Genomic DNA, 13,738 nt, shown 5'->3' on the forward strand with positions numbered 1-13,738 from the left:
CCTTAATCATCTCCCGGCGGGGGTGAAACGCATGCTCAGATCTAGCCAGGAGCTGCGGGTCATCGGCGCACTCGTGGAAATCAGATCCACCCCCGTTGCCGCATACAGCTTCAAGTCGGCAGGGTTCACCCCAGACGCTTCCAACACAACGGACGTCCGAGCAGGGCGCACTGCCGCCTGCGCCCGTAGCAAGGGAACCAACCTGGTCAACGCCTCCGGGCTGAACTCATCGAGTAGCAGCGCATCCGCACCCGCCACCACCGCAGCCTGGGCTTCCTCTGCCGTTTCCGCTTCCACAATCACCCTGGCAGGCCAGGGTGCATCTGCTCGCACCGCTGCAATCGCGGCGGTGACGCCACCAGCCCAAGCCAGATGATTTTCCTTGAGCATGGCTGCGTCATCGAGTCCCATGCGGTGATTGATCCCCCCACCACAACGGACGGCATATTTTTCCAGCTCCCGAAGCCCAGGTGTGGTTTTACGGGTGTCGGCTAAGGCCACGCCAGTGCCTTCCAACTGGGCCACAAGAGCGGCCGTTGCCGTGGCAATGCCAGACAGACGCATCACCAAATTGAGTGCCGTGCGTTCCATTGCCACCAACATCTCCGCCGGTCCAGATAGTTCCAAGAGTCGATCCCCAGCCGCAACGGATGCGCCATCACAAACCAGCAGTTGAAGCTCCACCTGATGCCCACCAGGTCCAACCAGCTCAGATAGCAGCGGCTTTAAAAGAACACCTCCGCAGAACACACCATTGGCTTTGGCGAGCCAATACGCCTCGCCAGCTTGTCCTTGCAGCGCACGGGCAGAAAGATCTCCGCGACCCAGATCCTCCTGTAACCATTCCCCTAGCTTGCGACGAAGCCCAGGGGTTATTGCCAGCGTGCTGGACGCCATCAGAGAAGGTGCACAGAAGTCACTTCATGATGATCCGCAATCCTTCGTTCGATACCAAAGGGCATCAGGATCATTTACCGATGCAGAAACGAGAAAAGATCCGGTCCAACACCGACTCCGTGAGTTGCTCACCGGTGATCTCACCCAGGCTGCAAATCGCCTGACGCAAGTCAATCGTCCAAAAATCCCAAGGGAGGCCATCGGCCGCCACCTGCTCACTGCGGGCCAGGGCCTCAGCCGCAGTGGCAGCCAAATCAGATTGACGCTGATTCAAGGCCAAGAGCAGGGGCTGCTCGCTCAAGGCACCACAACGCTCCAACACCGCACGGACGAGATCCTGCTCCCCCTCTCCAGTGACGGCGCTGAGGCGCACATCGGCAACTGACGCAGCCTCCACATCAACGTCACGCCGAAGGTCTGCTTTGTTGCCCACCCGCAAGCAGGGAACTCCCTCAGGGATCTGGGCAAACAGGGCTTGATCCTCCTCCGACCACCCCTGGGCGAGATCAAACAACAGCAGCACCAGATCGGCACTGGCCAGGGCATCGCGGCTGCGAGCAATCCCCAACTGCTCCACGGCATCACTGGTGGCCCTGATCCCTGCGGTGTCGAGAAGGGTGATCGGAACGCCATCCAGCACGATCTCACTTTCCAGCAAATCCCGCGTGGTGCCTGGCAAGTCGGTCACGATCGCCCGCTCCCGGCGACTCAACAGGTTGAGCAAGGAGCTTTTGCCAACGTTGGGCCGGCCTACAAGCGCCACCCTCAATCCATGGCGCACAACCGATCCCCGCTCGCCATCGGCCACGAGCGTGAGCAACTCCAGGCGAACTGCTTGCAACTCCTGCAAGAGCGCCTCACCATTCAAGGGAGGAAGATCCTCTTCAAAGTCCACGCGAGCCTCCAACTCACTGAGCTGATCGAGCAAGCGCTCGCGCAAGACCACCATTTTTTTCTGGATCCCGCCATCGAGACCAGCCATCGCCAGCTGCGCTGCCCTCTGGCTGCGCGCTCCCACCAGATCACCAATCGCTTCCGCCCGGGTGAGATCAAGACGACCATTCAGCACCGCGCGTTGGCTGAATTCACCGGGCAGGGCCCGACGCACGCCCGGCTGCTCCAAGACGCGTGCCAAAACCTGCTGCACAGCGATCACCCCGCCGTGACAATGAATCTCCACAACGTCTTCGCCGGTGAAACTGCGCGGCGCCAACATCACCAGCACCAGCACCTCATCGAGCCGTTCCACACCACCGGCAGCCACAACATGTCCATAGAGAACCCGGTGGCTCTCCCACTCCTGTTGCCCAGGAATCACCGTGATCGCTGCAACAGCGCGCACAGCACTCGGACCCGACAACCGAATCACGGCGATGCCACCCTGCCCTGGCGCCACAGCGGTAGCGATCGCAGCGATCGAAAGCGCCTGATCTGGCCCATTCCCAGACATTCCCTGATCCCTGCCGCCATCACGCACTCCTTCCTACGATCCCGAAGCTTCCTCAGCCGCACTGGCGGCAAGCAGTTTCGATGAAGCGGTTGCGGAACAACTTGCAGCGACGCTTGAACCGATGGCTGCAATGGATCTGGCAGCAGGAGGGAACCCCAGGCCAACGCGCCCGAGGACTGGCAGCAGGCGTGTTTTGCGGCTGCTTTCCCTTCTTTGGATTTCAAACCCTGCTGGGAATTGGCTTGGCCAGCGTGGTGCGCGGCAACCATTTGCTCGCCGCCGCAGGCACCTGGATCAGCAACCCATTCACCTATGTGCCGCTGTTTTGGTTCAACTACCGCTTAGGCGCACTGCTCCTCGGTGAAGGCGCTGGCTGGCCAGGGCTCAACAATCTCAATCAAGAGCTGCTCGCCACAGCGGGGTGGGACGTGATGAGCCGTCTCTTGCTTGGCTCCGGCCTGACCGGAGCTGTGTTTGGCGGCTTGAGCTGGTGGCTCACCCTTCACTGCCTCCAGCCCCAAAGAGCCGGCAGCATCAACCCTCGTCATCGGGAGCGCCGGCGGAGATAAGCCATCCTTTAAGCGGCCGCCAATCGTCGTCTTGATCGATGGGCTCCCAAAGCGATTCAATCAAAGGCCGCGTTGGCGTCTGGCTCAAGTTCCATCGCCTCAACCGCTCAGAAACTGAGGCGACCGGCTCAGACCCAGGAACCGCTCTGGCCTGGGTTTGCCACCACCAGGCGTCACGCCAGTTTTGCCACAGCTGCCTGGCAGGTGCTGAACAGTCGGGCAACACAACAGGCAAGCCGTCAGGTTCCTGGGGTAGGCCAGCGGATTGAACAACCGACGCCAGACCCGCAAAAAAGTCTCCATAGCCCACGGGCCAGTTCGCGATTAACTCCAGCGTTGCGCTCACCAAGCGCTCATCACTGTCCAGATCAGGATTAGGCGTCAATCCCAATCGCCTCAACAGGCAGAAGCGATAGTGATTTTGATAAGTGCTTGCATAGCGTTCAAGCGACTGTTCCATCGGCTGCCGAGGCAGCAACATCGCCAACGGGTTTTGGAGAAGCTGCAAGTTCTTTCGGCAGATGGCTGGCTGACGCCCATAGGAGTACAGGCCGGTCTGATCGAAATAAGCCGCCGTGAAGCTCGGATCCCAACGGTCTAAAAAAGCAAACGGTCCGTAGTCAAAGCTTTCACCCGCGAGCGACATGTTGTCGGTGTTGAGCACGCCATGCACAAAACCTGCTGCCATCCATTCCGCTGCCAAGCGAGCCACGCGCTCCACCAGCTCGCCATAGAACGCGAGCAGCTGATGCTCCAGAGCCAGGCGATCTCCATCAGGCGCGGGATGGGCTGCCGCAACATCGGGGTAATACACAGCCACCACATGGCGCAGCAAGCGCTCCAGCCCTTGAGGATCACGCAAATACAGCAGCCGTTCACAGCTCCCGAAACGCAGATGGGTGCGTGCCATCCGAACCATTACCGCACTTCGCGTCGGCGATGGTTCATCACTCCGCCAAAGCTCCTCACCCGTTTCGATCAACGACAACGTGCGGCTCGTGGTCACACCAAGACGATGCAACGCCTGGGAGGCGATAAGTTCGCGCACGCCTCCTTTCAAGGTGAGGCGTCCATCCCCACCACGACTCCAAGGCGTGGTGCCACTGCCCTTGCTGCCAAGGTCTTGCAGCTGGCCGGTTCGATCACGCAGCTGGCCATAGAGAAAGCCGCGGCCATCGCCAAGCTGGGGGTTGTAGGTGCCGAACTGATAGCCGTGATAACGGAGAGCAAGCAGGGGAACGCGCTCTTCAAAACGGCCATAGGCCCCTTCGAAGTCTTGATCCGACACACCATCTGGCTCCAACCCCAGTTGACGCAGCAATGCTTCATTGCGAAAGCGCAGCTGGGTTTGCGGAAACACTGCAGCCTCCACCACATCCCAGTAATCCCCACCCAAACCCTCGATTGAGGGTTCAAATGGCAAGGCCAAAAGCGGATTGCTCAACTCTGGCCAGTACGCGCGATGTCGATCACATCGGCCATCGAGCGGATCTGGTCCATGGTGCGCTGCAACTGCACTGCACTTCCCAGTTCCACCATCAAATCAATACGAGCCGGCTTGCCATAGGCCGTTCTCACCTGCGCATCACTGACATTGATCGAGCCATCGGACAAGCGCATCAGGATGTCTTTCAAAATTCCAACGCGATCAATCACCTCAATGCGCAAGTGAGCAGGGAATCGAGACCCGGCTTCCTGCAGCGCTGGATTCCATCGCACAGGCAAGCGACGTTCCGTCGGGATCGCTTCCAGATTGGCGCAGTCTTGACGATGAATGGTGATGCCGTGATTACCAAGCGCCACAGCACCCAAGATCGGTTCTCCTGGAAGCGGACTACAACATCCACCAAGGCGATGATCCAAGCCTTCAACACCAAGGATGGGCGCCGTTCCTGCAGACGTAAGTTCACGATGGAGCGCTTGCTCGGACTGCTTGACCAGTTGCTTGGCAACATCCTCATTGCTCAGAGGTGCCTCCACCGCAGCCGTTTGCAGACGAATTTCTTCGCGCAGACGGTTGAGAACCTGATGCAGCGTTAAAGCACCAAACCCAAGACCAGCAAGCAGATCTTCGGTGGTTTGTAAGTTGCAGCGCTCAGCCACCCTGAGCATCGCTTCACTACCAAGCAGAGCATCAAAACCACTACGACCAAGCTCGCGTTCAAGCAGCTCTTTACCGCGATCGATCGTCTCATCACGATGGCTGCGTTTGTACCACTGCCGAATGCGATTTCGTGCCGTTGGAGTGGCTACAAAATTGAGCCAATCCAAACTTGGATGGGCATTTTTTGTGGTGAGAATATCAATGAAGTCACCATTTTGAAGCGGAGTTGACAAGGGCAAAAGCCGATCGTTAATCCTCACGCCATGGCAATGATTTCCCACCTCAGAGTGAATGCGAAAGGCAAAATCAACTGCGGTTGAGCCCTTACGAAGCCCCACTACATCGCCCTTAGGCGTGAATACAAACACCTCTTCATCAAATAAATCTTCCTTGATCGAAGCCAGGTAGTCGTTGTGATCATCGGCGCCTCCCTCCTGCTGCCAATCCACAAGCTGACGCAGCCAGTTGAAACGCTCCGTATCACCACCGGTTGCGGGGGATCCACCCTCTTTGTATTTCCAGTGCGCAGCAATGCCGAACTCCGAGACCTGATGCATCTCCCAGGTGCGAATCTGCACCTCGATCGGACGATGGCGTCCGATGACAGCGGTATGAAGGGATTGATAGCCATTGGGCTTCGGGAGCCCGATGTAGTCCTTAAACCGTCCTGGAATTGGCCTAAAGGTGTCATGGACAACGGCCAAAGCGCGATAACAGCTCTCCACATTCGGCGTAAGGATCCTCAACGCGGCCACGTCGTAGATCTCGTGGAACTCTTTCTGCTGGCGCTGCATCTTTGTCCAGATGCCATAAAGGTGCTTGGGACGACCACTCACTTCACAGCTGTCGAGGCCCACGGCAGCCAAACGATCACAGAGCAACTGCACCGTGACGGAGAGGCGCTCTTCGCGCTCGCTGCGCTTGGTTGAAACCTCCTGCTGCATCTCGCGGAAGGCCTCCGGCTCCAGCAACTTGAACGAGAGATCTTCGAGTTCCCACTTGAAGCGACCAATCCCCAAGCGATTGGCAAGCGGCGCGTAGATCTCACGCGTTTCCCTGGCGATGCGCTGTCGCTTCTCTTCTTTGAGCGCGCCAATCGTGCGCATGTTGTGCAGACGGTCCGCCAGCTTCACCAACACCACACGAATATCACTGGCCATCGCCAGAAACATCTTGCGCAGATTCTCTGCTTGGGCCTCCGTGCGATTGGTGAAATGAAGGCCCCCCAACTTGGTGACGCCTTCGACCAACTCACGCACCTCAGGTCCGAAATGGCTTTCGAGCTGATCTGGTGTCACATCGGTGTCTTCCACCACATCGTGGAGGAAACCCGCTGCAATCACGCTGGCGCTCGCCCCGATATCCCGCAGCAAGTCCGCCACGGCCACCGGATGCACGATGTAAGGGTCACCACTGGCGCGGAACTGCCCCTCATGCAGCTGAAACGCAAAATCAAAAGCAGCCGCTAATAGGGCCTCTGGATCGGTCGGACAACTGTGTCCGATTCCAGGAGGAACGTGAATCAAACATTGCTGCAACCACTCGGGAAGCTCGATGCCGTAGCCATCCGGTGAGCGGAGCGGACGTTCGCGTAATGCCGTTAAACCGCAGGCCGCAAGAGTTGATCCAGACCGAGTCTGGGAGGGATCGGGTGCAGAGGTTGCGTTGAGCATCCAACCCGGCGGGTGCATCCATGGTATGTAGGCATGAGGCTTCTTGCTTTCTTTCATGCCCAACGCGCCAGGAACGGTTCTGACGCTGAATCAGTTGCGTCTGCGCTACCCAGGAAGTGAGTCCTGGACGCTGGATGGATTGGATCTCAGCTTGAAATCAGGAGATCGCTTGGCACTTGTTGGGCCCTCTGGATGCGGGAAAAGCACCGTGGCGCGAGCCGCCTTGCAGCTCTTACCTCCAGGGAGCTGCTGCGAAGGAGACCTACTTCTCAATGGTCAAGATCCACGCCAACTCAGCCGACCTGCCTTACGCGCCCTGCGCGGGGAAGCGGTAGGCCTGGTGTTTCAAGACCCGATGACTCGGCTCAATCCACTGATGACCGTGGGTGGCCACCTCCTCGATACCTTCGCCGCTCACCGGCCAGCGATGGGGTATCAAGAGCGGAAAGACCGTGCTGAAAGCCTGCTGGAACAGGTGGGCATCGGGGCCGAGCGCTTTCGGGCCTATCCCCATGAATTCAGTGGTGGCATGCGCCAGCGCTTAGCCATCGCGCTTGCCATTGCCCTCGCGCCACCGCTGGTCATCGCCGACGAGCCAACCACCAGCCTTGATGTTGCGGTAGCAGGGCAGGTGATGGCGGTGCTGCGCGATCTCTGCGAAGAGCTGGGAAGCGCCCTCCTGCTCATCACCCATGACTTGGCCATGGCCAACCGCTGGTGTGAAGACATGGCGGTGCTGGATGGGGGCCGTCTTGTGGAACAAAACAGCAGCGCTCAAGTGCTCACCCATCCCCAATCCGACATCGGCAAGCGGCTCGTCAAAGCGGCCAGGGCCAGAGAAGGAGGCGATACGCCGGAAACACCTGACGGCACAGCCGTCCTGCGAGTGGAAGGATTGCGCTGCTGGCACAACCTCGGAGGAGCTCCCTGGTCTCCCAACTGGCTAAAAGCGGTGGATGGCGTGAGCTTCAGCTTGCAATCCGGTGAATCGCTGGGCGTGGTGGGCGGCTCTGGCTGCGGGAAAAGCACTCTTTGTCGCGCCTTGATGGGGCTCACCCCGATTCGGGGAGGCGACGTTTGGCTGCAAACACAAAACCTGCTCCAACTGCGCGGCAGCGCTGAACGACAAGCAAGACGCACCATTCAGATGGTGTTTCAAGACCCGCTGGCCTGCCTAAATCCAGCCCTCAGCGTCGCCGACGCCATCGCAGACCCTCTGCTGATCCATGGTCTCGCCTCTCGGGCAGCAGCTCGAGAACGGGCACGGGAGCTTCTGGAGCTTGTGGGATTGTCACCAGCGGATCATTTTCAAAACCGACTACCGAAGCAACTCTCTGGTGGACAGCAACAACGCGTCGCCATCGCTCGCGCCTTGGCGCTACGCCCGCAGGTGCTGATCTGCGACGAAAGCGTGAGCATGCTTGATGCGGAGATCCAAGCTGAAGTGCTGGCATTGCTGAGACGTTTGCAGCAAGACCTTGGCCTGGCGATGATTTTCGTCACCCATGACCTTTCAGTGGCGAGTGGCTTCTGCCATCGCGTGATCGTGCTGGATCGAGGGCATGTGGTGGAAGAAGGTCCTGGAGATCAATTGCTTCGCCACCCAGAAGCGGCCATTACCCGCACATTGGTAGAAGCCTGTCCGCTGCTGCCAACCAGCAACCCATGAGCACCAGCCAGCGCCCTCTCAGCGATGCCACAAAAGCTTTATGCATCAAATGAGACAAAAATAGGGCTTTAAAACTACTCATTTTTTTCCAAAAACATTCAGACACAGGTTCTGCTTTAGGAGTCAGAACTTGGTTGGAATTCAGAGCTGAGATGACATCGTTCCCCCATATCGAGAACCATGACATCCACAAATTCCCTGCGAGCCTCCATCAGCGGTGAGCGCTGGTGGGGAGGCTTCACAGCTGAAATAACGCTTACCAACACATCCACACAAGACCTTTCGAGCTGGAGCTACAGCTTTGACAGCCCCCACCTCCTCAACACAGCTCCTTGGGGGGCCGAGATCAGTGCAGTTCTGCTCGACAACGGGCTAACGCGCTACACCCTGACCGGAGAAGACTGGGGAGAACGGATTCCGGCAGGAGAGTCGGTCACCGTTGGATTCAATGGCACCCAAGGCACTGAGCTAGGCAATGAGGGCGAGCTTTCGGCGGCCATGCTCTTCGCCTCAGACAGCGGGGAAGCCGTGACGTCTCAGGCAGGCCAAGAGAGCGCTGAGAGCTCTGACACGACGACGAATCCAGCCCTTGAACCAGTGATTGCGACCCCAGAGATGACATCACCGATGGAGTCATCCATGGCGTCACCGATGTCGGAACACGGCATGGGAAATCACGGGATGAACCATGGTTCCAGTTCTGGGGATTACATCGACATCAACACCTGGGGTTCCTTTCATGGCTCCAATCACAACTCCGAGCAGAACGAACTCGTGGGAGGACGAACAGCCATCACCACCGAAGCACTGCTCGCCTACAACGGTCTCAGAGATTTCGCAGGGTTAGCCCCAGCCAGCATCGAAGCTGTTGGCTCCTGGGCTTTTGAGAATGGGCTCACCAATAACAGCCAGCCCGGGGGCAACGATCTGCAAGGGGTTGGGCTGTGGTTTGCCATGCAGGGAGCCAAGGTGGGCTGGATCGCCGATGCGTCCTACGACCCGCAAATTCTGGCCGACATTCAACGCACGGCCCGCTTAGGCAGCAGTGGCGAGGTCATGCAGATGATTGAGCAGTTTGGCCATGAAGGGTTTGCCAACTATCTAACAACCAATCAACTCGAAGAACATTTCATCAATACCCTCAAAATGGAACCGCACTATGGCGGCTGGATGCATGGACGCACCCACGGCTTTCGTGACATCGAAGGCGTAGCTATTGCCCACGATATTCATCACTTAACAGTCTTGGGATGGGATCAAAATGAACCCTTCATGAATGACACCTTTGACTGGCCCCAGTGGCCTGCTCTTGATGTAAGTGACAACACAGTGATCAACTATTACCAAGGAATTGTTGCGTTAGAAGATCCACTCTCAGAGAACCTAGAAAACTTTGCGGGAAGCTCCTCACCGTCTGCTTCCGGAACGATGCAATCCGATTCCCTCACTGGCTCCCCTCTGGAGGTTCAGGTGAGTGGAGACCTTTGGGAGGGTGGCTTCACCGCCTCGATAAACGTGACCAATCAAAGCAACCAATCATTAGACGACTGGGGGGTGAGTTTCATCAGCGCTCATCAGTTTTACGGGGAATCCTGGGGGGTTGATATCTCCACGCAAGATCTTGGAGACGGCCTTTACCGCTACGAGCTCACAGGTGCTGATTGGGCGCAATCACTCGCTGCTGGTCAAGCCATGACAGTGGGTTTCAATGCGTTGAGCGGAGAGGACCTCAGCGGGGATTCGTCTCTCACATCCGAACTGCTGATGGCCCCTGGCACAGAGCTCGCGCTCCTCTAAGCACTCCTTTTGCGCAGCACGTTCAACAGTTTCTCCATCACAGGAGGCGTTGGGGCTTCAAACAACATCCGCTCTTTCGTAATCGGATGATCGAGGCCCAACTGAAAGGCATGCAGGGCTTGTCCAGGAAGCTCCACCGGCAGTTTCCTGCAACGGCTATAGGTGATATCTCCCACCACGGGGTGATTGATGTGGGCGCAATGCACGCGGATCTGGTGCGTGCGTCCCGTATCGAGCTTGAAGCGCAACAACGAATAATCGCCGAGTCGCTCTTGGAGGGTCCAGTGCGTGCGGGCATAGCGACCGCTTTCTTCACTCACTACGGCATATTTTTTGCGATCCACAGGATGACGGCCGATCGCTCCAAGGATCGTTCCTGAATCTCCTTGCGGCACCCCATGCACCACTGCCAAGTACTCGCGTGAAGCAATCCGTTGTTGGATCTGCGCCTGCAGACGCACCAACGCCTCCTGAGATTTCGCCACCACGATGCAGCCCGTCGTGTCTTTATCGAGGCGATGGACCACACCAGGCCGTAATTTGCCGCTGATTCCAGGTAAGTCCTGGCAGTGATGCAGGAGACCATTCACCAGTGTTCCATCTTTATTTCCAGGGGCCGGGTGCACGGTCAACCCGGCTGGCTTGTTGATCACAATCAAGTGCTCGTCTTCAAAGATCACATCGAGATCCATCGGCTCGGGCTTGAGGTATGGCAGCGGTTCTGGCGGTGGCATCCAGAGCTGCACCTGATCTCCCTCGCGTAGCGGTGTTTTCGCCTTCCCCGTCTTGCCATTCACGCGCACGTATCCGGCATCAATAAACTTTTGGATCCGAGACCGGCTTTGCTCAGACCGCTGACTCACCAGCCAGCGATCCAGCCGCATCGGAAGGGGCTTGGGATAGGTGAGGGTGACGAGTTCTCCTTCCCCCTCTCCGAACCCATCCGTAAACACTTCCTCAGGCAAGGGGGGGCGCACAAACCCTTGGCCTTGAACGTTCAAGACTCCCCCTGTTCCGGTAATTCCAAAGCGATCGAACCCAACAGCGAACGTCGGAAATCATCCAGCAAACGCTGTGCCATTCGTGCCGTATCCCCAGAGGTATGGCGTTCGGCTGTGGCCTCCAGCCAAAACGCTGGATCAGCCGTATGCCCAGCCACTGGGGTTCCATAACGCTGCTCCAAAACCGACAGCACAACCCCGGAAGCCTCCCGTCCCTGCGCATCAATCAAGATTCTCAAGAACGCCTGAGCCACCAACTCGCCGTCATAGGCCGCTTGGCCGATGTCATCACAGAGGGCGAGATGCAACGCCGCCCGTTGATCATCCAAACGAGGTGGCAAGACGCCAGGGGCATCGAGCAAATCCAAGTCCTGACCAAGCCGCACCCAGCGCAAGGTGCGCGTCACACCGGCCCGGCGGGCACTCGCTACCACCTTTTTCTTGACCAGCCGATTGATCAAGGCCGACTTGCCCACATTGGGAAAGCCGAGGGTGAGGGCGCGCACCGCCCGCGGGCGCATCCCCCGAGTCTTCCGCCTCTCATTGAGCTGATTTCCAGCCCGAATTGCTGCCTGCTGCACCAGCTTCACTCCAGTACCGGCCTTGGCATCACACCAAACCGTGCGCTGCCCCTGCGCCTTGAACCACTGATCCCAGGCCTCCCATGCCGCAGTCGTGACCATGTCGCGTCGATTGATCACCAGCAAATGCTGCTTCCCTTTCAACCAACGGTCGAGATGGGGGTGTCCGGTGGCAAGAGGGATGCGGGCATCACGCACCTCAATCACCAAATCCACCTTGTCGAGGTTTCGCTTGAGCTGCTGTTCCGCCTTAGCAATGTGCCCTGGATACCACTGAATCGGAGGTGTTTTCACGGCACCACCAAAACTGGACAAGGCGCGAGCTGAATCACCCGCGCTGCCGTGCTGCCGCTCTCGGCTTCAAGATTCACGCCGCGGGTGCCCATCACAATCACATCCACATTCAACTCGTCTGCCACGTCGCAAATCACAAACGCTGGCATCCCCTCACGCTCCACCACCTCACAGGACACCCCGACCTGCTCAAAACGGGCTTGAGTTTCGGCCAATAACGTGGCCACCACTGCATGGTCATGCATCTCGGGGCGCTCGGACTGAACCACGGACAACAGGATCAGCCTGCTGTTGTGACTGCGTGCCAAGTCCAGGGCTTTGGTCGCCGCTTCCACTGCTTCTCGGCTGTGATCAAGCGGAAATAAGACGGTTTCAAACATTGGGCCACCTCCGGTAGTACCCCTCTTTTGCAGTGCTAGCGCGTAATCGGGTTAATCTCGCCCCGATTTCACACCTCACGACATAACCACATGCCGAAGCGTTCCCTGGCAAAACTGAATACCGGCGACTTGAGCGGAAAACGCGTTCTTGTGCGGGTCGATTTCAACGTGCCTCTGAACGACGCCGGTGCGATCACTGACGACACGCGCATTCGTGCAGCACTGCCAACGATCAATGATCTGATCGGCAAAGGCGCCAAGGTGATCCTGGCGGCTCACTTCGGCCGCCCCAAGGGTCAGGTGAACGACGCGATGCGCCTCACCCCAGTGGCCGCACGGTTAAGCGAGCTGCTCAGCAAGCCTGTGACCAAAACCGACAGCTGCATCGGACCGGACGCCGAAGCCAAGGTGAACGCCATGGCCAACGGCGATGTGGTTCTGCTCGAGAACGTGCGCTTCTTCGCGGAAGAAGAAAAAAATGATCCCGCCTTCGCTGAGAAGCTTGCCGGCCTCGCCGACGTTTATGTGAACGACGCCTTTGGTGCCGCTCACCGTGCCCATGCCTCCACACAAGGCGTGACCAAGTTCCTCAAGCCTTCCGTGGCTGGCTTCTTGATGGAGAAGGAACTTCAGTACCTACAAGGCGCCGTGGATGAGCCCAAGCGTCCTTTGGCTGCGATCGTTGGTGGCTCCAAGGTGAGTAGCAAGATCGGCGTCCTCGAAGCCTTGATCGACAAGTGCGACAAGGTGCTGATCGGTGGCGGCATGATTTTCACCTTCTACAAAGCCCGCGGCCTGGCTGTCGGCAAAAGCCTCGTGGAAGAAGACAAGCTGGAACTTGCCAAGGAATTGGAAGCCAAAGCAAAGGCCAAAGGCGTTGAGCTGCTACTCCCCACCGATGTGTTGCTTGCCGACAACTTCGCTCCTGATGCCAACAGTCAAGTGGCAGACGTCACAGCGATTCCCGACGGCTGGATGGGACTCGACATCGGGCCTGATGCCATCAAGGTGTTCCAAGCAGCTCTGGCTGATTGCAAGACCGTGATCTGGAATGGCCCCATGGGCGTGTTCGAGTTCGACAAGTTCGCGGCAGGAACCAACGCCATTGCCACAACCCTGGCTGAAATCGGTGGGAAAGGCTGCTGCACAATCATTGGCGGTGGCGATTCCGTTGCGGCTGTTGAGAAAGCAGGCCTGGCCGAAAAGATGTCTCACATCTCCACCGGTGGTGGCGCCAGCCTCGAGCTCCTGGAAGGCAAGGTGCTTCCCGGCGTCGCCGCACTGGACGACGCCGCTTGATTCAAGCCGCCATACAAAACAGCT

At 58.2% G+C, this 13,738-nt stretch carries 11 protein-coding genes; 4 read left to right on the top strand and 7 right to left on the bottom strand.

Annotated elements, in window-relative coordinates:
* Positions 1-6: 6 nt before the first annotated feature.
* Both nadC and mnmE read right to left on the bottom strand, forming a co-directional pair.
* Entirely contained in the window at positions 7-897 is an 891-nt protein-coding gene (gene nadC / locus SynMVIR181_RS12130; RefSeq protein ID WP_186589405.1) for a carboxylating nicotinate-nucleotide diphosphorylase, read from the bottom strand.
* A 70-nt stretch (positions 898-967) separates the two neighbouring features.
* Positions 968-2,347 (bottom strand): tRNA uridine-5-carboxymethylaminomethyl(34) synthesis GTPase MnmE, encoded by a 1,380-nt coding sequence (gene mnmE / locus SynMVIR181_RS12135; RefSeq protein ID WP_186590671.1) that lies wholly within the window; start codon positions 2,345-2,347, stop codon positions 968-970.
* 80 nt (positions 2,348-2,427) lie between these two features.
* Between mnmE and SynMVIR181_RS12140 the strand changes: the two genes are divergently transcribed.
* Positions 2,428-2,916, top strand: coding sequence for a DUF2062 domain-containing protein (locus tag SynMVIR181_RS12140; RefSeq protein WP_186589406.1), 489 nt, complete (start codon positions 2,428-2,430; stop codon positions 2,914-2,916).
* On the opposite strand, the gene SynMVIR181_RS12145 is transcribed toward SynMVIR181_RS12140, so the two are convergent.
* Both SynMVIR181_RS12145 and SynMVIR181_RS12150 read right to left on the bottom strand, forming a co-directional pair.
* Complete coding sequence (locus SynMVIR181_RS12145) at positions 2,882-4,360, bottom strand: YdiU family protein (protein ID WP_186589407.1); 1,479 nt, start codon at positions 4,358-4,360, stop codon at positions 2,882-2,884. The genes SynMVIR181_RS12140 and SynMVIR181_RS12145 overlap by 35 nt on opposite strands.
* Entirely contained in the window at positions 4,357-6,693 is a 2,337-nt protein-coding gene (locus SynMVIR181_RS12150) for a bifunctional (p)ppGpp synthetase/guanosine-3',5'-bis(diphosphate) 3'-pyrophosphohydrolase (RefSeq protein ID WP_186589408.1), read from the bottom strand. The genes SynMVIR181_RS12145 and SynMVIR181_RS12150 overlap by 4 nt, the downstream gene beginning before the upstream one ends.
* Before the next feature lie 55 nt (positions 6,694-6,748).
* On the opposite strand from SynMVIR181_RS12150, the gene SynMVIR181_RS12155 reads away from it, so the two are divergent.
* Together SynMVIR181_RS12155 and SynMVIR181_RS12160 are read left to right on the top strand one after the other, a co-directional pair.
* Entirely contained in the window at positions 6,749-8,362 is a 1,614-nt protein-coding gene (locus tag SynMVIR181_RS12155) for an ABC transporter ATP-binding protein (protein ID WP_186589409.1), read from the top strand.
* A 180-nt stretch (positions 8,363-8,542) separates the two neighbouring features.
* Entirely contained in the window at positions 8,543-10,159 is a 1,617-nt protein-coding gene (locus tag SynMVIR181_RS12160) for a cellulose binding domain-containing protein (RefSeq protein ID WP_186589410.1), read from the top strand.
* Here the strand turns inward: SynMVIR181_RS12160 and SynMVIR181_RS12165 are convergent.
* Genes SynMVIR181_RS12165 through SynMVIR181_RS12175 form a run of 3 tightly spaced genes read right to left on the bottom strand, consistent with a single transcriptional unit; the run spans position 10,156 to position 12,415 of the window.
* Entirely contained in the window at positions 10,156-11,160 is a 1,005-nt protein-coding gene (locus SynMVIR181_RS12165; RefSeq protein WP_186589411.1) for an RluA family pseudouridine synthase, read from the bottom strand. The genes SynMVIR181_RS12160 and SynMVIR181_RS12165 overlap by 4 nt on opposite strands.
* On the bottom strand, positions 11,157-12,035 hold the full coding sequence (ylqF, locus tag SynMVIR181_RS12170) for a ribosome biogenesis GTPase YlqF (RefSeq protein ID WP_186590672.1): 879 nt from the start codon (positions 12,033-12,035) through the stop codon (positions 11,157-11,159). Before ylqF ends, SynMVIR181_RS12165 begins: the two co-directional genes overlap by 4 nt.
* A complete protein-coding gene (locus tag SynMVIR181_RS12175; RefSeq protein WP_186524062.1) occupies positions 12,032-12,415 on the bottom strand; it encodes a universal stress protein in 384 nt (127 codons plus the stop codon). Before SynMVIR181_RS12175 ends, ylqF begins: the two co-directional genes overlap by 4 nt.
* Before the next feature lie 90 nt (positions 12,416-12,505).
* Here SynMVIR181_RS12175 and pgk point away from each other — a divergent pair, with 90 nt between their 5' ends.
* Positions 12,506-13,714, top strand: coding sequence for a phosphoglycerate kinase (pgk, locus tag SynMVIR181_RS12180; RefSeq protein WP_186589412.1), 1,209 nt, complete (start codon positions 12,506-12,508; stop codon positions 13,712-13,714).
* The last annotated feature ends 24 nt before the right edge of the window (positions 13,715-13,738 follow it).

It is taken from the genome of Synechococcus sp. MVIR-18-1 (assembly GCF_014279835.1).
Taxonomy (GTDB): Bacteria; Cyanobacteriota; Cyanobacteriia; order PCC-6307; family Cyanobiaceae; genus Synechococcus_C.

What these genes read in the sequence shown, in the direction of transcription:
- pgk (WP_186589412.1), top strand. Translation starts at nt 12,506, where the DNA reads ATGCCGAAGCGTTCCCTGGCAAAACTGAATACCGGCGACTTGAGCGGA.
- SynMVIR181_RS12160 (WP_186589410.1), top strand. Translation starts at nt 8,543, where the DNA reads ATGACATCCACAAATTCCCTGCGAGCCTCCATCAGCGGTGAGCGCTGG.
- nadC (WP_186589405.1), bottom strand. Translation starts at nt 897, where the DNA reads ATGGCGTCCAGCACGCTGGCAATAACCCCTGGGCTTCGTCGCAAGCTA.
- SynMVIR181_RS12150 (WP_186589408.1), bottom strand. Translation starts at nt 6,693, where the DNA reads ATGCTCAACGCAACCTCTGCACCCGATCCCTCCCAGACTCGGTCTGGA.
- SynMVIR181_RS12155 (WP_186589409.1), top strand. Translation starts at nt 6,749, where the DNA reads ATGCCCAACGCGCCAGGAACGGTTCTGACGCTGAATCAGTTGCGTCTG.
- SynMVIR181_RS12175 (WP_186524062.1), bottom strand. Translation starts at nt 12,415, where the DNA reads ATGTTTGAAACCGTCTTATTTCCGCTTGATCACAGCCGAGAAGCAGTG.
- mnmE (WP_186590671.1), bottom strand. Translation starts at nt 2,347, where the DNA reads ATGTCTGGGAATGGGCCAGATCAGGCGCTTTCGATCGCTGCGATCGCT.
- SynMVIR181_RS12140 (WP_186589406.1), top strand. Translation starts at nt 2,428, where the DNA reads ATGAAGCGGTTGCGGAACAACTTGCAGCGACGCTTGAACCGATGGCTG.